Below are 18,789 nucleotides of genomic sequence, written 5' to 3'. Positions count from 1 at the left end.
ATCAAGTGGAGGCGGTTTTTTTCAGCGCATGAACCGCAGGGGTAATCCCTGACAGTTGTCATGGATCCGTTGGTCATGCCATGCAATCTGCCCCGATACCATCGTCGTGCTGACCCGATGCCGAAAGCTGCGCTGAGCGAAGGGCGTCCAGCCGCATTGCGACAGAACCGGCTGGCGTGACACCGCGACACCCTTGGGCTCCGGTTGAATCAACACCAGATCCGCCCAATACCCCTCACGCAAGTAACCGCGATCCGGAATGGCAAACAGATCCGCCACCCGGTGGCTGGTCTTCGCCACCAGCGTGGTGATCGGCAACACGCCATCGGCCACCAGTTCCAATAACGCCGGCAGTGCGTGCTGCACCAGTGGCAGTCCCGACGGTGCCTGTTCATACGCTTGCTGTTTTTCCGCCCAGGTGTGCGGCGCGTGATCGCTGCCGATCACGTCCAGTCGATTGCTCAGCAGCGCCTGGCGGAGGGCGTCACGATCGGCCTGGGACTTGATCGCCGGATTGCATTTGATCAGGTTGCCGAGGTTCGGATAGTCACGGTCATCGAACAGTAAGTGGTGCAGGCAGACTTCGGCGGTGATGCGTTTTTGCGTCAGTGGTTTGTCTTCGAACAGGGCCAGCTCGCGGGCCGTGGTCAGGTGCAGTACGTGCAGGCGAGTGCCGTGATGCCTGGCCAGATCCACCGCCAGGGACGATGAGCGAAAGCAGCTGTCGGCATTGCGGATCAGCGCGTGGGCATTGGGTGGCAGTTGGTTACCGAACCGCTCGCGCAGGTTCGCGGCATTCTTTTCGATGCTCGGTGTGTGTTCACAGTGAGCCAGCAGAATCGTCGGCACTTCAGCGAACAGGCGCTCGAGGGTGTTGGGGTCGTCCACCAGCATGTTGCCGGTGGACGCGCCCATGAATACTTTGACCCCGGCCACTTCGCAGGGATTGAGCGCTGCGACCGTGTCCAGATTGTCGTGACTGACGCCAAAGTGAAAACCGTAGTTGGCCACCGAACTGATCGCTGCCCGGCGCTTTTTGTCGGCCAGCGCGTCAAGGGTCAGAGTGGCTGGGTTGGTATTGGGCATGTCCATGAAACTGGTGATGCCACCGGCCACGGCTGCACGGGATTCGGTGTAGATGCTGCCCTTGGCCGGCGCACCCGGCTCACGGAAATGCACCTGGTCGTCAATCATTCCCGGCAGCAGCCATTGGCCGTTGGCGTCGATTTCCCGGGTCGCGTTTTCACCTTCGATACTGCCGGCGATCTTGACGATACGCCCGTTGCTGACCAACAGATCGGCGTCGAATTCACGACCCTCGTTCACCAGCCGCGCATTGCGAATCAGCACACTGCTCATGATTCAAAACTCGTTCTGCAGGGCTTTGTAGCCGCGCACCAGGTCGACGTTGGTGCGCGCCACGTCTTCGGAAAACTCCGAAGCGCTTACGCTCACCGGCGGGAATTGCGAGAGGTCGGTGCCCGGGCCGATGCGGGTGGTGGAGGGCACGTAGAACGCGTCCGGCAGATCCCGGCCGTCGACCACCGAGTTGTGCCGCACCACGCAACCGTTCCCTACAACGCAGTTGAACAGCACGCTGTTGAAGCCGATGAACACCCGGTCGCCGACCGTGCACGGGCCATGCACGATCGAACGGTGGGCGATGGAGCTGAATTCGCCGATGGTCACCGCCGCGCCGGATTTGGAGTGGATGACCACGCCGTCCTGGATGTTCGAATTGGCGCCGATGGTGATCGGTTCCATCTCGCCGGCGGCGTCCACTTCATCGGCGCGGATCACCGCGTACGGGCCGACGAACACGTTTTCGCCGATCACCACTTTGCCGCAGATGATCGCGGTTTTATCGACGTAGGCAGACTCGGCAATCTGCGGCAAATCACCGGAAGGATTTTTACGGATCATGGTTGGCTCAGGGCTTGGTAAAGAGTGTTGAGGTTGTATTCGAACAGCCCGGTGAAGGTGCTGGCCGGACCGCTGGCGGCGAGTGCGTCGGAGTACAGCGTGCCGCCGATGTGTGCGCCGCTTTCGTCGGCGATCTGTTTCAGCAGGCGCGCGTCCTTGATGTTTTCCATGAACACCGCTTTGACCTTGGCCTGGCGAATCTGGGTGATCAGCGCGGCGACTTCGGCAGCGGAGGGTTCGCGTTCGGTGGACAGACCTTGTGGCGCCATGAAGTCGATACCGTAGGCCTGACCGAGATAACCGAAGGCATCGTGGCTGGTGACGATCTTGCGGTTGCCCGGCGGCAGTGAACCGAGCTTGGCTTTCGCTTGGGCGAGGAGGGCGTAGATCTGTTTCAGGTAAGCCTGGCTGTTGCGCTCGTAGTCGGCTTTGTTCGCCGGGTCGGCAGCGATCAACGCCTTGGTAATGTTGGCGACGTACAGCTCGGCGTTCGCCAGGTTGTGCCAGGCGTGAGGGTCGGGAACGGTTTCGCCATCTTCATCCAGCGAACGTGGAATCACGCCGCGACTGGCGCTGATCACCGGGGCCTTTGTGTCGGTGCTGGCGACCAGCCGATCCAGCCAGGGCTCGAAACCCAGCCCGTTCTTGACGATCAATTTCGCCTTGAGCAGGGCCTTGGCGTCATCCGGAGTGGGCTCGTAAGTGTGGGCATCGGCGTCAGGACCGACCATGTTGGTGATTTGGATGTGCTCGCCGCCGACCTGATGCACCATGTCGGCGAGGATGCTGAAGCTGGTGACCACCGGCAGTTTTTCCGCCGCCGATAACGACATCGACAGCATCAGGCTGAACAGCACGAGTAGAGCGCGCATCGGGAAACACCTCATTGGGATGTGAGCAAAGGCGGGCGGCGCAACAGACCGTGAACCGGTCCGAACACCACGGACAACAGGTAACCGCCACCGGCGACCAGCACGATGGCCGGGCCGCTGGGCAGCGAGTAGTAGAACGACAGCAACAGTCCAAGCCATACCGATGCGCAACCGATGAGCGCGGCGATGGCAATCAGGACCGGCAGGCGTCGGCTCCAGAAGCGTGAGGCGGCGGCGGGCAGCATCATCAGGCCGACCACCATCAAGGCGCCGATGGCCTGGAAACCGATCACCAGATTGAGCACCACCAGCGTCAGGAACACGCCGTGGGCGACGGGGCCGAGTCGGCTGACCGTGCGCAGGAAAAACGGATCGAGCGTGTCGAGTAGCAACGGTTTGTAGATCAACGCCATGGCCATCAGGCTGAGTGCCGATACCCACAACATGCCGTTGAGGGTCGGTCCGTCCACCGCCAGTGCGGAGCCGAACAGCAGGTGCAGCAAATCCAGTCGCTTGCCGGCGATCCCCAGAATCAGCACGCCGCTGGCCAGCGAGATGGGATAGATCGCGGCGAGGCTGGCGTCTTCACGCAGGCCGGTGCGTCGGGTGATCCACGCGGCGAGTCCGGCCATGCTCAGGCCGGCACCAAGGCCGCCGAGGGTCAGCGCTGGCAGGCTCAGCCCGGCGAACCAGAATCCCAACGCGGCACCGGGGAGGATGCCGTGGGCGACGGCGTCGCCGATGAGGCTCATCCGGCGCAGGATCAGAAACACGCCCAGTGGTGCGGTGCTGCATGCCAGTACCAGACCGCCGAGCAGGGCCCGACGCATGAAAACGAACTCGTGGAACGGTTGCCATAAATGACTGAGCGTCAGCATCAGGCCACCTGTGTGTGCGGTGTTTGCTGAATGAGGTCGGCGCTGCTACCGAATGCGCAGCCGCTCTGTTTGATCAGCAAGGTTTGTGGAATGTGTTGGCGCACGGCGGCAAGGTCATGGCAAACCACGACCAGGGTTCGTCCTTGTTCGTGCCAGGCGTGCAGGTGTTGCCACAACAATGTCTGACCCAGTTCGTCGAGCGCGGCATGGGGTTCGTCGAGCAACAGCAACGGTGTGTCGGCCAGACTCAATCGAGCGAGAAGGGCGCGTTGCAGTTCGCCGCCGGAGAGGGCCATCAGGGGACGATGTTCCAGTCCGCTCAGGTGCCAGTCTTCCAGTGCGGATTCGAGACGTTGGGCCCTCAGTTGCGATGACAGTCGGCGTCCCCAGAAACCGGCCGCCACCAGTTCCTGAAGGCTGATCGGAAACTGTCGATCCAGATGCTGTTGCTGAGGCAGGAAGGACAAGCCGCTTTGGCGTGGAACACCCAGTTCGACTCTGCCGGCCAGCGGTCGCTGTAACCCGGCGATGACTTTGAGCAGGCTGCTTTTGCCGCTGCCGTTGACGCCGATAATTGCCGTCAGGCTGCCGCTTTCCAACCTCAGGTCGAGCGGTACAGTAAGCGGTTGACCAGTTATTCCCCAGCTCAGATTGTGGCAGCGAATCATGGCTGCCCCCGGCGCCAATGACTCTCGGCGACGGCGTCGTGAGCATGAAGGCTTTCGGCGTGGATGACTCGTATATGAAACTCGCTGACGCCGGGTGAACGACGCAGTGCCAGGTTCAGGCGTCGGGCAGCGTCTTCGCAGAACATCAGGTTCTGGCCATTGGCGAGGGCGAAGGCTTGTTCATCGGCGCGTTTCACCGCGGTTTGCACGGCGGTGCCCAGGGCTGCTTCGGCGTCGTTGATGATGGACGTCAGCGGTAGCTCGTCGACGAACTCGTCCAGGTGTAGATGCAGTTGTGCAGTACTGCGTTGGCTGTGAGGTGTGGCCACGATGCCTTGGGTCGAGCCCAACCATGCCAACACATCGGCGTGTTGCAGCGGTTTGTTGGCGAAGTCGTCGACGAATTGTTGCTGGATCAACTGTCTCGCCAATGCTGCAGAACATGGGCAGGTTGAGGAATACGCGACGTCAATTTTCAGTTCCACGTGGAACACTTTGTTGTTCAGCCGGGCTGAAAGGGTAACTGGATAGGTTTTCCATCCTGCCAAAGGACTGACCAGTGCCGGCCTTCTCAGCAGCAAATCAGTGTGGATGTTCAGATAAGCGGCTTCGGACAGTTCTTCGTGGCTGTCGAGAAAACGCTGCAGAACTTGACGCAAAAGGGCGGGGGAAAGGTTCTGCTGCTCCAGTGCTTCCAGCCCCAGATAGAGCCGTGACATGTGGATGCCGCGTGCGTCTCCATCATCAAGACTGACGCCTGCATCCGCTTTGGCAGCCAGGCGTTGGCCTTCGATAAACACAGGTAATGCGATGCCGCACATCCCCACCCATTCGAGAGGCAGGGCCTGGCGGGCGGCTTGAGCCGCGACATCCGGCAAAGTCAGCGCGTTCATGAGCAGTTCCATCATGGTGATTGAATTTGATGTTACATTATAACAATTCAAACCACGATGCCTTTTTCATGAACAGGCTTTCATATGCACAGACGCCACTTGCTCAACCTGATGCTGGCCAGCGCGGCCTTTGTTTTGCCTTTTTCGGTGTCCGCCACGCAGATACGCAATGCGCGGCTTTGGCGTTCGGATGACAAGCTGAGGCTGGTGTTCGATCTGAGTGGTCCCGTGAGCTACAAGACGTTCACCTTGAGCACGCCTGAACGGTTGATCATCGATTTGAGTGGGGCCAGTCTGAATGGGGATTTCAGTCAATTGGTGTTATCCGGCACCCCGATTCGCACGATTCGCTCCGGCCCGTTTGGCAAGGGAAACACCCGAATCGTGCTGGATCTAAGCAGTCCGGTTGAGCTCAATTCATTCTTGTTGGCGCCTCAGGATGGGCAAGGACATCGCCTGGTTTTGGACTTGATGAGTGCATCATCAGGACTGCCTGCGAGCGTTCCACGTGAAACACCCAACGAAAAATCTCACCCCAAGCGCGACATCATGGTGGTGGTCGACCCTGGACATGGCGGAAAAGATCCGGGTGCAATTGGCGCCAAGGGCGAGCGCGAAAAGGATGTGGTGTTGTCCATAGCACAACTGCTCGCACGTCGGCTCAAACGAGAGAAGGGTTTCGATGTGAAGCTGGTGCGTAACGACGATTTCTTCGTCCCGTTACGCAAGCGTGTGGAGATCGCGCGTCAGTACAAGGCCGATATGTTCATCTCGGTGCACGCCGATGCTGCGCCGCGTCTGACGGCCTCTGGAGCGTCGGTGTATTGCTTGTCCGAAGGCGGCGCGACGTCCGCCACCGCACGGTTCATGGCGCAGCGGGAAAACGGTGTGGACCTGCTTGGCGCGACCAGCCTGCTCAATCTCAAGGACAAAGATCCAATGCTCGCTGGCGTGATTCTCGACATGTCGATGAACGCGACAATCGCCGCCAGTCTACAGCTCGGAAGTACGGTGCTGGGCAGCCTGGCCGGCATCACCACGCTGCATCAAAAGCGCGTGGAGCAGGCTGGATTTGCCGTTTTGAAATCGCCGGATGTGCCATCGATCCTGGTGGAAACCGGGTTCATTTCTAACGCGAGAGACCGTCAGCGCTTGGTGACTGCGCGTCATCAGCAGGCTGTGGCAGACGGTTTGTTTGAGGGCTTGCAGCGCTATTTCCAGAAAAATCCACCTGTCGACAGCTATATGGCATGGCAACAGGAGCAGAAAGGATCGCGGGTTTAGCAGCCCGAGATCCGGCTGCAGGTGAACTTCGCACTGCTGCCGCCTGAGCTGGAGAATCGATTGATCGTCGTCCAGCCCACTCGCCGGTTGTAGCCAACCCAGGCTTCTCCATCAGATGCGATGCCGGTGAAGAACGTCAGTTGTCCGTAGCGGCTGTTGGTTTGTGCCCAGTAGCGGTTGCCTGCTTTCTCGAATCCGCGCAGGTAAATCGTGCTGCCGACGGTGTTGACGCTATAGGCGTTGCCGTTGCCATCGATGCACGCCAAAAGGTTTGCGCTGCGCGTGCAATTGGCGACCCCCGGCACTTGTGCTTCGGCGTTCAGCGTCAGCAATGCCAAGCAGATAAACGAGTATTTCAGCGCGGTTTTCATGACGTAACTCGGCGACGACCTGATTGCAGCTTCCGGCCCTTTGTCACTTTGGGCAAGAAGAGAGTGGATTGATTTTGTTGTTATACTATAACATTAATCAGGCAAGGCTTTCCGTGGCTTCCTTTTCAAGCGTCCGCTTCCCTGGTGATCTCATCGAAGCCCAAGAACGCGCGCCCCCGAGAGCCTCCAGCGCTGTTTAGCGACCGTCTGATGAGGTTTATCCAATGTCTTCCCGACTTCCCGTGACCGTTTTGTCCGGCTTTCTCGGTGCCGGAAAAAGTACACTTTTGAATTACGTACTACGTAACAGAGACGATCTGCGCGTCGCCGTTATCGTCAACGATATGAGCGAGATCAATATCGATGGCAGCGAAGTCCAGCGTGATGTCAGCCTGAACCGTGCCGAAGAGAAGCTCGTGGAAATGAGCAACGGCTGTATCTGCTGTACGTTACGCGAGGACCTGCTGGAAGAGGTCAGCCAGTTGGCCCGTGAAGGCCGCTTCGATTACTTGCTGATCGAATCCACGGGAATCTCCGAGCCGTTACCCGTGGCAGAAACATTCACTTTCCGTGATGAGCAGGGGCAAAGCCTCGCTGACGTCGCTCGCCTCGACACCATGGTCACTGTAGTCGACGGTATGAACTTCCTCCCGGACTACCAGGCCGCTGAAAACCTTGCGTCCCGTGGTGAATTCCTCGGTGAAGAAGATGAGCGCTCGATCACCGATCTGCTGATCGAGCAGATCGAGTTCGCCGACGTCCTGTTGATCAGCAAGATCGACCTGATCAGCAGCCGCGAGCGGGAAGAGTTGATGGCCATTCTCAGACGCCTTAACGCTCAGGCCGAAATCATCCCGATGGTCATGGGTGAAGTACCGCTGGAGAAAATTCTCAATACCGGTCGTTTCGACTTCGAAAAAGCCGCCCAGGCCCCGGGCTGGTTGAAGGAACTGCGTGGGGAACATGTGCCGGAGACCGAGGAGTACGGCATCGCATCCACGGCCTATCGGGCACGCCGGCCCTTTCATCCGCAGCGCTTCTTCGACTTCATCGATCGCCCTTGGGTAAACGGCAAACTGCTGCGCTCGAAGGGCTTCTTCTGGCTGGCTAGCAAACCCACCGACGCCGGTAGCTGGTCCCAGGCAGGTGGCCTGATGCGCCACGGTTTCGCCGGGCGCTGGTGGCGCTTCGTGCCAAAAGAGCAGTGGCCGCAGGATCAGGAAAGTACCGCCGCGATCATGGAAAACTGGATCGCCAGCGTAGGCGACTGTCGCCAGGAGCTGGTGTTTATCGGGCAGAACATCGATTTCGCACAGCTGTCGTCGGAACTCGATGATTGCCTGCTGACCGATGACGAAATGGCGCTCGGTACTCAAGGCTGGCTACAACTGCGCGATCCGTTTGGCTCCTGGCACGACGAGGTCGCCTGATGCTCGCCCTGAAACCGCTGCCAGGCAGCACGCGTCATCAGTCTTTCGGTCAGACCCCGCAGGCGCTGGCGGACATTCTTGACGATGAGACCAACCTCGCGGTCTGGCAACGCCAACTTCCGCTGCACATTGCCGAATTTGCGGATTTGTTGCTGTCTCTGAACGAACCTTACGCCGAGGCGCTGTGCCTGGAATTGCCGGACGAAGGCGCAGAACCGGATCTCACCGGGCTGGCCAGCGGCTTTCGCGATCTGGAAGGCTACGAAGGGTTTATCGCCGATCTGAAATGGTTGGTAGGTGCCTTCGCCTGCCTGCTGGGCGCGCGGCGGATCGGCTTGCGCCTGCGAGTGCTGGACAAGGCCATGTGTCCGCGTTTTCACGTCGATCATGTGCCGGTGCGGTTGATCACCACGTACGCCGGTGTCGGCAGTGAATGGCTAAGGGAAGGGCAGATGGATCGTCGGCAACTGGGCCAGCCGCAAGCCGAGCCGCAGGAAGCGTCACGGATTCAGCAATTGAGTCGGGGCGAGGTGGCATTGCTCAAGGGCGAAAAATGGCACGGCAACGAAGGTTTCGGCCTGATCCACCGTTCGCCGCAACCATCGCCGGGTGAGCGGCGGCTGATGCTGACCCTCGACTGGCTCGGCTAGCGCCTCAGGGCTTGAGCCATTTCCCCTGGCTCTGGGCCTCGCAATAGGGCTGCAAATACGTGGCGTCGGTGGCCACGCCGTAATAGTGGATATCCTGGCGATAAGGCATATTGGCGACTTGCGCGTTGATGCACACGCCGAATGCGCCGGCGGGGCACTGGTCGACGTATTGAACCTCGACTTTCTGCCCGGCCAGGGTCGGCTGGCAGAAGCCGTCGTTGAACAGTTTTTCCGGGATGTTGCGGTTCTGCTGGCAGACTTTCACGTCGAGCCGCTCTGCCTGACTGTGTACCACGCAGGCCTGTGCCAATGCCTCGCCCGACAACAGCGTCAGCAGCAACGACCATCCCATCCACCGCATCTTCGACCTCCAGAAAACCTTGATCATGTTGCAGAACATTCCTACCCACGTCATCGCCGGCCCCTTGGGCGCGGGCAAGACCAGCCTGATCCGCCAGCTCATGGCCCAGCGCCCGGCGGGCGAGCGGTGGGCGGTGCTGATCAACGAGTTCGGCCAGATCGGGCTCGACGCTGCGCTGTTGACCCGCGACGCCGATGGTATCGCACTGGGCGAAGTAGCCGGGGGCTGTTTATGTTGCGTGAACGGTGCGCCGTTCCAGATTGGTCTGGGGCGTTTGTTGCGCAAGGCGCGGCCGGATCGTCTGTTCATCGAGCCCTCGGGGCTCGGGCATCCGGCGCAGTTGCTGAAGCAACTGAACGAGGCGCCGTGGCAAGGCGTACTCGCCGTACAATCTTGCGTGCTGGTGCTGGATGCCCAGGCCCTCGCCGCAGGAAAACCGCTGCCGGACTCGCAGCACGAGGCCTCGGCCAGTGCGGGCCTGCTGCTATTGAACAAGACAGAAAACCTCGACGAGCCCACGCGTGAGCGAATCACCCGACAGTTGCCGCCTGTCCGACTGATCTGGACGCAACAGGCAATGTTGTCGCTGAGCGAATTGCCGGGTTTGACGGCACAGGCGCAAGCCAGTGTGGATAAGTTGATCGTGCCTCAGGGGCTGGCGCAGAAGCCGGCCATCTGGAGCGATCCGGCGCTGCCGATCTGCCTGAGTCAGGCCCAGGAGGGTGGCTGGAGCATCGGTTGGCGATGGCATCCGAGCCAGTTGTTCGACGTATCGGGGATTACCCAATGGCTGAAAAGCCTGAACTGGCGCCGGGCCAAACTGGTGATTCACAGCCCGGACGGCTGGCAGTCAGCCAATGCGCTGGATAATGCCGGGCTCAGCTGGCTGCCCAGTGAATGGCGCAAGGATTCCCGGATCGAGCTGATTTTCGACGAACCGCAAGCGGTCGGTGAATTACAGGCCGGACTGGCCCGGTGTCGGCTTCAGGCAAGCTGATTCAAGGCTTCCACTTGGTGTGTTCCTGACGCCACTGGCTCAGCTCGATCACTTCACCACGCGGCTTGGTCACTTCCACCACGGGCGGCGTGTCATCGAACGGCGCCGGGTAGGGCGCCAGCTCAATCTGGGCGCTGTGCGCGCCAAACTGGGTGATGGTGCCGTTGTGCCGGGTCTCACCGGTCACGGTAAATTCGAAATTGTAGACCCGGGCCAGGCGTCGCCGACCGCTGGCGTCCTTGATCAGGCCGATCTTCTTCAGCGCCACGTTACCGTCGAGCAACTCGACGCCGACATTCACGCAATGCTGTTTGACCCGCTCCAGCGCCCGCTCGCGCAGGCCATGGTTGTGCCAGAGCCACGCACCGGCGACGGCGAACAGCATCAGCACGAAAATGTTTTCCAGGGTGAGCATCAACACGAAACTCCAAATGATGGCGTCAGCTTAACTGCGTCGCCGGTCTGTCGTACAGGCTGTGTTTCGTCGCATACTGCGCGGCTTGAATTTCAATCGTTTTACGGAAAAACCCGAATGAAACGTACGCCTCATCTGCTCGCCATCCAGTCCCATGTGGTGTTCGGCCACGCCGGTAACAGCGCTGCGGTTTTTCCGATGCAGCGGGTCGGGGTGAATGTCTGGCCGCTCAATACGGTGCAGTTCTCCAACCACACGCAGTATGGCCAGTGGGCCGGAGAAGTGCTGGCGCCGCACCGGATCCCCGAACTGGTCGAAGGCATCGCCGCCATCGGTGAGCTGGGCAATTGCGATGCGGTACTGTCCGGCTATCTCGGCAGCGCAGCGCAGGGCCGGGCGATTCTCAGTGGCATCGAGCGGATCAAGGCGGTCAACCCGAAAGCCCTTTATCTGTGCGATCCGGTGATGGGGCATCCGGAAAAGGGTTGCAGCGTTCCCGCCGAGGTCAGTGATTTCTTGCTGGAAGAAGCCGCCGCCGTTGCGGATTTCATGTGCCCGAACCAACTGGAGCTGGACAGCTTCTCCGGGCGCAAGCCGCAGTCGCTGTTCGATTGCCTGGCGATGGCGCGGGCGCTGCTGGCACGTGGGCCGAAAGCGGTGCTGGTCAAGCATCTGGATTATCCGGGCAAACCGGCGGACGGCTTTGAGATGTTGCTGGTGACGGCCGAGGGCAGCTGGCATCTGCGCCGTCCGCTGCTGGCGTTTCCCCGTCAGCCGGTTGGAGTGGGCGATCTGACGTCCGGCCTGTTCCTGGCGCGCGTGCTGCTCGGTGACAGCCTGGTGGCGGCGTTCGAATTCACCGCCGCGGCAGTGCATGAGGTACTGCTGGAAACCCAGGCCTGCGCCAGTTACGAGCTGCAACTGGTGCGGGCGCAGGACCGGATTGCGCATCCTCGGGTGAAGTTCGAAGCCACGCCGATCAGCCTGTAAGACCGAGTTGCCCCCATTCGCGAGCAAGCCCGCTCCCACAGGAGGAACGCATTCCAAATGTGGGAGCGGGCTTGCTCGCGAAAGCTATCTACAGTGCGCCGTAGATCGAAGGGCTGATCAGGCGTCGCCCTTGATTTCCTGATAGCGCTTTTCCAGCTCCTGACGAATCTGCCGGCGTTGTTGCGCCTGCATGTAGCGGCGTTTGTCTTCGCTGTTCTGCGGTTGCAGCGGCGGTACGGCGGCGGGTTTGCGCTGATCGTCCACTGCGACCATGGTGAAAAAGCAGCTGTTGGTGTGACGCACCGAGCGCTCGCGGATGTTTTCGGTTACCACTTTGATGCCGACTTCCATCGACGTGTTGCCGGTGTAGTTCACTGACGCAAGAAAGGTCACCAGTTCGCCGACATGGATCGGCTCGCGGAAAATCACCTGATCCACCGACAGGGTTACCACGTAGCGGCCGGCATAACGGCTGGCGCAGGCGTAGGCCACTTCGTCGAGGTATTTGAGCAGGGTGCCGCCGTGGACATTGCCAGAGAAGTTGGCCATGTCGGGGGTCATCAGTACCGTCATCGACAGCTGGGCGTTTCCGGGTTCCATAACGTTCTCACGGGTCAAGGCAGGGTTGCTGGAAGAAACACCTCTGCGGGTGCCTGGTCGCTTTTCAAAAGCACCGTTATCGGGACGCCAGGCAACTGGCCGCCGTCACGCCCGAATCGATCTGTTTCCATATATTGCACCGCCTTTCAGCCGGAAGTCGCGGTGTTACCCTGCAAAAGCCCACCCCAAGGGCGATTCCTACACCTAAAGCGGATTTTTACCCAGCTCGCCCAGACATTTCCCATGCCTGCGTGAGCCTCGTCATTCAAGGAGCCCACACCATGCATGCCATCAGCTTTATTCAGGATCTGGCGGTGATCATGTTGGTCGCAGGTGTGGTGACCGTGCTGTTCCACCGCTTCAAGCAGCCGGTGGTGCTCGGCTACATCGTCGCCGGCTTCATTATCGGCCCGCACACACCGCCGTTCGGCCTGATCCACGACGAAGAAACCATCAAGACCCTCGCCGAGCTGGGGGTGATTTTCCTGATGTTCTGCCTGGGCCTGGAGTTCAGCCTGCGCAAGCTGTTCAAGGTCGGTGCCACGGCATTCATCGCGGCGTTCCTCGAAATTGTCCTGATGATCTGGATCGGCTACGAAATCGGCCGCTGGTTCGACTGGAACACCATGGATTCGCTGTTCCTCGGCGCGATCCTGGCGATTTCCTCGACCACCATCATCGTCAAGGCGCTCAACGACCTGAAGATGAAAAACGAGCGCTTTGCGCAGCTGATTTTCGGCGTGCTGATCGTCGAGGACATTCTCGGCATCGGCATCATCGCCTTGCTGTCGAGCATCGCCGTCAGCGGCACGGTGAGTTCCGGCGAAGTGTTTTCCACCGTCGGCAAGCTTTCGCTGTTCATGATCGTCGCGCTGGTGATTGGCATTCTGCTGGTGCCGCGACTGTTGGCCTACGTGGCGAAATTCGAAAGCAACGAGATGCTGCTGATCACCGTCCTGGGCCTGTGTTTCGGCTTCTGCTTGCTGGTGGTCAAACTCGAATACAGCATGGTGCTGGGGGCGTTCCTGATCGGCGCGATCATGGCCGAGTCGCGGCAACTGCTGAAAATCGAGCGCCTGATCGAGCCGGTTCGCGACCTGTTCAGCGCGATCTTCTTTGTCGCCATTGGCCTGATGCTTGATCCTATGATCCTTCTGCAATACGCGTGGCCGATTGCGGTGATTACCGTCGCCGTGGTGCTGGGCAAGATGTTGTCCTGCGGCCTCGGTGCCTTTATCGCCGGCAATGACGGACGCACCTCACTGCGGGTCGGGATGGGGCTTTCGCAGATTGGCGAGTTCTCCTTCATCATCGCGGCGCTGGGGATGACCCTCCAGGTCACCAGCAACTTCCTGTATCCGGTGGCCGTGGCGGTTTCGGTGATTACCACGTTGCTGACGCCGTACCTCATCCGGGCTGCCGATCCGCTGTCGATCAAGTTGTCCGCTGCCATGCCGCAGCGCCTCGGTCGAGTGTTCGGAATGTACGGCGAATGGCTGCGCAGCATTCAGCCGCAGGGTGAGGGCGCGATGCTGGCGTCGATGATCCGGCGAATCCTGCTGCAGGTCGGGGTCAATCTGGCGCTGGTGATCGCAATTTTCTTTGCCGGCGCTTTCTTTGCCGGACGTCTCTCGATCTGGATGCAGGACTGGATCAGTGATCCGAGCTGGCAGAAGGCGTTGATCTGGGGCGGGGCGTTGCTGGTGTCGTTGCCGTTCCTCATCGCGGCCTATCGCAAGCTCAAGGCGCTGTCGATGCTGCTGGCGGAGATGGGCGTGAAGCCGGAGATGGCCGGTCGTCACACACAGCGAGTGCGCCGGGTGATCGCCGAAGTGATCCCGATCATCTCGCTGCTGGTGATTTTCCTGCTGCTGGCAGCCTTGTCGGCCAGTATCTTGCCGACCAACAAGTTGCTGGTGCTGATCGCCGTGGTCGCGGCCGCCGTGGCGGCGCTGCTCTGGCGCTGGTTCATCCGGGTGCACACGCGGATGCAGGTGGCCTTGCTGGAGACCCTCGACAACCACAAGGAGCCGTCGGGGCACTGAGCACCCATGGTGTGGGGCGTTTCAGCTTTCCAGCCAGACGTCCCGCGCCCAGTGCCAGACCGACTCCCAGGACTCTTCGGTGATCAGTTCTTCTTCGCCCGACCACAGCACCACGGTGCCGTCTTCTTCGACGCAGTAGTAGTCGTCACCGTCCTGGCAGATCGGGATCAGGTCACGCGGTACACCGGCATCCCAGGCGTTGGCGGCGACGTCCGGCAGGTAGGTGTGGGATTGCGGGTCGGTGACGGTCACCGGCTCCAGGCTGCCGTAAACCACGTCACTGACGGTCAGCAGAAACTCCTTGAAGACGAACGGGATGTTGATGAAGAGTTCTTCTTCGACTTCCACCAACTGGTCTTCGTCGGGCAACTCCAAAGGAACCGGTACGGGTTCGTTGGCTTCACGCAGTTGTTCGATGATTTCTTCCACGTCCGGGATCCTCTTGCTTGAATGGCGCGGTTTATATGGGCCGGTTTATACAGTAGCTCGCTATAGATGCAACCGCGAAATAGAAAACCCCGGCCGAGGCCGGGGTTTTCATTACTGCGCGTAAAACGTCGGAGGTGATCAGCCGTTCTGGCGGATACCGGCGACCAGCCAAGGCTGGTTGTCGCCCTGTGGACGTTCCATGTTCCAGCTTTCGCTGAACACTTCGCCCTGCTGGTCGAAACGCGAGGTCTTCGACACGCCGTTGAAGGTCAGGGTGGCGATGGTCTTGTCTGCACGGTCATCCACGCCATCCAGTTGTACCTGGAGGTTGTCGATGAAGGTGGACTGGAAGGCATCACCCAGTTCCGCGCGCTCGCGTTTGAGGAACTCGAACATCTGCGGGGTCACGAACTCGGCGATCTTGTCCATTTCGTTGGCGTCCCAGTGCTGCTGCAGCGCCTGGAAGTGGCTGCGGGCAGCTTCGAGGAAGCGCTGTTCGTTGAACCAGGCCGGCGCGTTGATCACCGGACGGGCGGCAGCAGGTGCGGCCGAACCACCGAAAATCGAACCCATGGCTGCCGGCTTCTGTTCGAACACTTCACGCTGCATCGGCGCGCCGGCCGGAGCGAACTGCTCCTGCTGCTTGCGGCGACGGGCGGCGATGAAGCGGAAGATCACGAACGCGATCACGGCCATGATCAGGATGTCGAAGAACTGCATGCCTTCGAAGCCGCCGCCCATGAACATGGAAGCGAGCAGGCCACCGGCCGCGATGCCGGCCAGAGGGCCGAGCCATTTCGAAGCACCGCCGGCCTTGGCCGCAGCGCCCGCGGCACCGGCAGCACCAGCGGTCGCCGCAGCGCCGCCCATGCCTGGGGAAGAAGGAGCCATCTGGCTGGTCTGGTGCGTCGGCGCAGCGCCGGCGCTTTTGCCACCACCAAAGCGCTTGGCGTTGGCGTCGAGGCTCATCGTCAGGCCGATGCACAACGCCATGGCGATGCTAAGAAAACGTTTCATAAAGGGAATTCCCGTTTGTGGAGACACGCGCGCCATGTTGCACAGCTGAAGTGTTACTGGCTAGCGAGAGAGTGTTTCGGGCTTTTGCCTGACAGGTTACGTTCAGCTCGGTCGGGGCAATAAGGCCATGTACTTTTGTCTGTAGGAAAAGGAGATAGGTTCAGCAGGAAATAGATCAGCGCCGCAAGGCCAGCATCACCACGCCGGCAGTGATCAGGCCGATTCCACCCCACTGGCGCAGGTCAAGTTTTTCGCCCAGCAGGATCACACCGAGCACCGCCACGAAGACCACACTGAGCTTGTCCACCGGCGCGACCAGCGATGCCGGCCCGACTTTCAACGCCCGGAAGTAGCACAGCCACGAAGCACCGGTGCCCAGGCCCGACAACAGCAGGAACAGGTAGCTCTTGGCGGAGATCGATCCCAAGGACTGATATTGGCCCGTGGCGTACAAAATCAAGGCCAGACTGACCAATACGACGATTGTGCGCAGCAGGGTGGCGAAGTCGGAGTTGACGTTTTCGATGCCGATCTTGGCGAAGATGGCCGTCAGCGCGGCGAAAGTAGCCGAGAGCAGGGCCCAGAACGTCCAGGAAGAAAAGAAGCCCGAGCCCATGGATGTTGCCTCCTGTGTTCGTGTCCGATCGTTCCCACGCTCTGCGTGCTAACGCCGCCATGGACGCTCCGCGTCCACAGTGACGCAGAGCGTCACGGGATGCATTCCCACGCAGAGCGTGGGAACGATGAGCAACGACGGGCTGCCCTTAAATAGCTTCCAGCTTCGCGTACCCGAGCATCAGCCACTTGCTGCCTTCGGCGAAGTTCACCTGGACCCGGGCCTGGGCGCCGGCGCCCTCGAAGTTGAGGATCACACCGTCGCCGAAGATCGAGTGCCGCACGGCCTGACCGAGGTTGAGGCCGGTTTCCGGGATCTCGGCGCCGCTGAACAGGTTACTGCCGCTCATCGACTGGTTACCGCCGAACGGTCGGCTGACGCTGTTCGACAGGCGCACTTCCTGAATCAGGCCTTTCGGTACTTCCCGTACGAAACGCGACACCTTGTTGTAGGTTTCGCTGCCGTACAAACGTCGGGTTTCAGCATAGGTCATCACCAGATTCTGCATCGCCCGGGTAATGCCGACGTAGGCCAGACGCCGTTCTTCCTCAAGGCGTCCTGGCTCTTCCAGGCTCATCTTGTGCGGGAACAGGCCTTCTTCCATGCCCACCAGGAACACGTAAGGGAATTCCAGGCCCTTGGCGCTGTGCAGTGTCATCAGTTGAATGCTGTCTTCGTGTTCGTCGGCCTGGGTGTCGCCGGCCTCCAGCGAAGCGTGGCCGAGGAATGCCGCCAGTGGCGTCAGCTCTTCGTCTTCTTCGGTGTTCTCGAAGTTGCGCGCGGCGCTGACCAGTTCCTCAAGGTTTTCCACCCGGGCCTGGCCTTTCTCGCCTTTTTCCGCTTCGTGGTAGGCGATCAGCCCGGATTGCTCGATGACGGTCTGGGTCATCAGGTGCAACGGCATCTCGGCGCACTTGGCGGCGAGGTTTTCGATCAGTTCGATAAACGCGCCCAGCGCACCGGCGGCGCGACCGGTCAGGCCTTTGTTGGCCACCAGCTGGCGCATGGCTTCCCACATCGACACATCGCTGTGACGGGCATGGTCGCGGATCGCTTCGACGGTTTTCTCGCCGATGCCGCGCGCCGGGACGTTGATCACCCGTTCCAGCGCCGCATCGTTGCCGCGACCTTCCAGCAAACGCAGGTAGGCCATGGCGTTCTTGATTTCCGCCCGCTCGAAGAAGCGCTGGCCGCCGTAGATGCGGTACGGAATGCGTTCGCGCAACAAGGCTTCTTCCAGAACGCGCGATTGGGCGTTGGAGCGGTAGAGAATCGCGATATCGCTGCGAGCAAGGCCGGTTTTCAGCGCGCTTTCGATGGTTTCGACAACGTAGCGCGCTTCATCGTGTTCGTTGAAGGCGGCGTAAAGGTTGATCGCGTCGCCATCGCCGCCATCCGTCCACAGTTCTTTGCCCAGACGCCCGGTGTTGTTGGCGATCAGGGCGTTGGCGGCCTTGAGGATGCCGGCCGTGGAGCGGTAGTTCTGCTCCAGACGGATGGTCACCGAGTCCGGGAAGTCGGAGGAGTACTGGTGGATGTTCTCGATTTTCGCGCCGCGCCAGCCGTAGATCGACTGGTCGTCGTCGCCGACCACCATCAGGCTGTCGCCGCCCTTGCCCAGCAGACGCAACCAGGCGTACTGCACGGCGTTGGTGTCCTGGAATTCGTCCACCAGAATGTGTCGGAAACGCTTCTGGTAGTGCGCCAGCAGGCCCGGGTGGTCGCGCCACAGGTCGAGGGCGCGCAGCAGCAGTTCGGAGAAATCGATGACGCCGGCACGCTGGCACGCCGCCTCGTACGCCTCATAAATGCCGCGCATGGTGGCCAGGAACAGATCACCGCTGGCCTGAATGTGTTGCGGACGCAGACCTTCGTCTTTCTGCCCGTTGATGAACCACTGAGCCTGACGGGCCGGCCAGCGTTGCTCGTCCAGCCCCAGCTCGCGGATCACCCGCTTGACCAGCCGTTGCTGGTCGTCGCTGTCGAGAATCTGGAAGGTCTGGCTCAGCCCGGCTTCCTGCCAGTGCGCCCGCAAAAGGCGGTGCGCCAGGCCGTGGAAGGTGCCGACCCACATGCCGGCCGGGTTGATGCCCAGCAATTGCTCGATGCGGTGACGCATCTCTGCAGCAGCCTTATTGGTGAAGGTCACCGACAGAATCGAGTGGGGCGAGGCGTTTTCGACCTGGATCAACCAGGCGATACGGTGCACCAGCACTCGGGTTTTGCCGGAGCCGGCACCGGCCAGGACCAATTGACGACCAACGGGGGCTGCTACGGCCTGGCGTTGGGCATCGTTGAGGGAGTTCAGCAGAAGGGAGAGATCATCGCGCATCGGGGCATTCTAGGGTGC

General features: G+C 60.6%; 20 protein-coding genes. 6 read left to right on the top strand and 14 right to left on the bottom strand.

The window, feature by feature from the left end; genetic code table 11:
* Positions 1-21: 21 nt before the first annotated feature.
* From IHQ43_RS29150 to folE2, 6 genes are read right to left on the bottom strand one after another with little or no spacing between them, the layout of a single operon-like run.
* The gene (locus IHQ43_RS29150) at positions 22-1,359 is read right to left on the bottom strand and encodes a dihydroorotase (protein WP_192562909.1); all 1,338 of its coding nucleotides are present in this window, start codon (positions 1,357-1,359) and stop codon (positions 22-24) included.
* Between the two features lie 3 nt (positions 1,360-1,362).
* The gene (locus IHQ43_RS29145; protein WP_192562908.1) at positions 1,363-1,923 is read right to left on the bottom strand and encodes a gamma carbonic anhydrase family protein; all 561 of its coding nucleotides are present in this window, start codon (positions 1,921-1,923) and stop codon (positions 1,363-1,365) included.
* Positions 1,920-2,795: a metal ABC transporter substrate-binding protein gene (locus IHQ43_RS29140; protein ID WP_192562907.1), complete on the bottom strand. Its 876-nt coding sequence runs from the start codon at positions 2,793-2,795 to the stop codon at positions 1,920-1,922. Before IHQ43_RS29140 ends, IHQ43_RS29145 begins: the two co-directional genes overlap by 4 nt.
* An 11-nt stretch (positions 2,796-2,806) precedes the next feature.
* Entirely contained in the window at positions 2,807-3,673 is an 867-nt protein-coding gene (locus IHQ43_RS29135) for a metal ABC transporter permease (protein WP_085612445.1), read from the bottom strand.
* On the bottom strand, positions 3,673-4,341 hold the full coding sequence (locus IHQ43_RS29130) for a metal ABC transporter ATP-binding protein (RefSeq protein ID WP_192562906.1): 669 nt from the start codon (positions 4,339-4,341) through the stop codon (positions 3,673-3,675). Before IHQ43_RS29130 ends, IHQ43_RS29135 begins: the two co-directional genes overlap by 1 nt.
* The gene (gene folE2, locus IHQ43_RS29125) at positions 4,338-5,234 is read right to left on the bottom strand and encodes a GTP cyclohydrolase FolE2 (RefSeq protein WP_192562905.1); all 897 of its coding nucleotides are present in this window, start codon (positions 5,232-5,234) and stop codon (positions 4,338-4,340) included. The genes IHQ43_RS29130 and folE2 overlap by 4 nt, the downstream gene beginning before the upstream one ends.
* Before the next feature lie 84 nt (positions 5,235-5,318).
* Here folE2 and IHQ43_RS29120 point away from each other — a divergent pair, with 84 nt between their 5' ends.
* Positions 5,319-6,518, top strand: a complete 1,200-nt coding sequence (locus IHQ43_RS29120) for an N-acetylmuramoyl-L-alanine amidase (RefSeq protein ID WP_192562904.1) — start codon at positions 5,319-5,321, stop codon at positions 6,516-6,518.
* Here IHQ43_RS29120 and IHQ43_RS29115 read toward each other — a convergent pair.
* On the bottom strand, positions 6,515-6,889 hold the full coding sequence (locus IHQ43_RS29115; protein WP_192562903.1) for a glutamine synthetase: 375 nt from the start codon (positions 6,887-6,889) through the stop codon (positions 6,515-6,517). The genes IHQ43_RS29120 and IHQ43_RS29115 overlap by 4 nt on opposite strands.
* A gap of 224 nt (positions 6,890-7,113) precedes the next feature.
* Here IHQ43_RS29115 and zigA point away from each other — a divergent pair, with 224 nt between their 5' ends.
* On the top strand, positions 7,114-8,319 hold the full coding sequence (gene zigA, locus IHQ43_RS29110) for a zinc metallochaperone GTPase ZigA (RefSeq protein ID WP_192562902.1): 1,206 nt from the start codon (positions 7,114-7,116) through the stop codon (positions 8,317-8,319).
* Positions 8,319-8,969, top strand: a complete 651-nt coding sequence (locus IHQ43_RS29105) for a DUF1826 domain-containing protein (RefSeq protein ID WP_192562901.1) — start codon at positions 8,319-8,321, stop codon at positions 8,967-8,969. Before zigA ends, IHQ43_RS29105 begins: the two co-directional genes overlap by 1 nt.
* A 4-nt stretch (positions 8,970-8,973) precedes the next feature.
* Here IHQ43_RS29105 and IHQ43_RS29100 read toward each other — a convergent pair whose 3' ends face one another.
* The gene (locus tag IHQ43_RS29100) at positions 8,974-9,330 is read right to left on the bottom strand and encodes an NADH:ubiquinone oxidoreductase (RefSeq protein WP_192562900.1); all 357 of its coding nucleotides are present in this window, start codon (positions 9,328-9,330) and stop codon (positions 8,974-8,976) included.
* Positions 9,331-9,355: 25 nt separating this feature from the next.
* On the opposite strand from IHQ43_RS29100, the gene IHQ43_RS29095 reads away from it, so the two are divergent.
* Positions 9,356-10,327 (top strand): CobW family GTP-binding protein, encoded by a 972-nt coding sequence (locus tag IHQ43_RS29095; protein WP_192562899.1) that lies wholly within the window; start codon positions 9,356-9,358, stop codon positions 10,325-10,327.
* Position 10,328: 1 nt separating this feature from the next.
* On the opposite strand, the gene IHQ43_RS29090 is transcribed toward IHQ43_RS29095, so the two are convergent.
* Complete coding sequence (locus IHQ43_RS29090) at positions 10,329-10,742, bottom strand: DUF3301 domain-containing protein (protein ID WP_007954242.1); 414 nt, start codon at positions 10,740-10,742, stop codon at positions 10,329-10,331.
* A 117-nt stretch (positions 10,743-10,859) separates the two neighbouring features.
* Between IHQ43_RS29090 and pdxY the strand changes: the two genes are divergently transcribed.
* Positions 10,860-11,732 (top strand): pyridoxal kinase PdxY, encoded by an 873-nt coding sequence (pdxY, locus tag IHQ43_RS29085; RefSeq protein ID WP_085686046.1) that lies wholly within the window; start codon positions 10,860-10,862, stop codon positions 11,730-11,732.
* A 117-nt stretch (positions 11,733-11,849) separates the two neighbouring features.
* Here the strand turns inward: pdxY and IHQ43_RS29080 are convergent, their stop codons facing one another.
* A complete protein-coding gene (locus IHQ43_RS29080) occupies positions 11,850-12,332 on the bottom strand; it encodes an acyl-CoA thioesterase (protein WP_003229693.1) in 483 nt (160 codons plus the stop codon).
* A 281-nt stretch (positions 12,333-12,613) separates the two neighbouring features.
* Here IHQ43_RS29080 and IHQ43_RS29075 point away from each other — a divergent pair, with 281 nt between their 5' ends.
* Positions 12,614-14,377, top strand: a complete 1,764-nt coding sequence (locus IHQ43_RS29075; protein WP_085686044.1) for a cation:proton antiporter — start codon at positions 12,614-12,616, stop codon at positions 14,375-14,377.
* Positions 14,378-14,398: 21 nt separating this feature from the next.
* Here IHQ43_RS29075 and IHQ43_RS29070 read toward each other — a convergent pair whose 3' ends face one another.
* The 4 genes from IHQ43_RS29070 to uvrD form a co-directional block, all read right to left on the bottom strand.
* Positions 14,399-14,806, bottom strand: coding sequence for an SMI1/KNR4 family protein (locus IHQ43_RS29070; RefSeq protein WP_192562898.1), 408 nt, complete (start codon positions 14,804-14,806; stop codon positions 14,399-14,401).
* A 138-nt stretch (positions 14,807-14,944) separates the two neighbouring features.
* A complete protein-coding gene (locus IHQ43_RS29065) occupies positions 14,945-15,823 on the bottom strand; it encodes a Tim44 domain-containing protein (RefSeq protein WP_039765060.1) in 879 nt (292 codons plus the stop codon).
* Between the two features lie 175 nt (positions 15,824-15,998).
* Positions 15,999-16,439, bottom strand: coding sequence for an EamA family transporter (locus IHQ43_RS29060; protein WP_064379739.1), 441 nt, complete (start codon positions 16,437-16,439; stop codon positions 15,999-16,001).
* A 148-nt stretch (positions 16,440-16,587) separates the two neighbouring features.
* A complete protein-coding gene (gene uvrD / locus IHQ43_RS29055; RefSeq protein WP_192562897.1) occupies positions 16,588-18,771 on the bottom strand; it encodes a DNA helicase II in 2,184 nt (727 codons plus the stop codon).
* Positions 18,772-18,789 lie beyond the last annotated feature (18 nt).

Origin of the sequence: Pseudomonas gozinkensis, from assembly GCF_014863585.1 — a bacterium.
GTDB classification, from domain to species: Bacteria; Pseudomonadota; Gammaproteobacteria; order Pseudomonadales; family Pseudomonadaceae; genus Aquipseudomonas; species Aquipseudomonas gozinkensis.
This window is presented reverse-complemented; position numbering and strand designations above follow the sequence as displayed.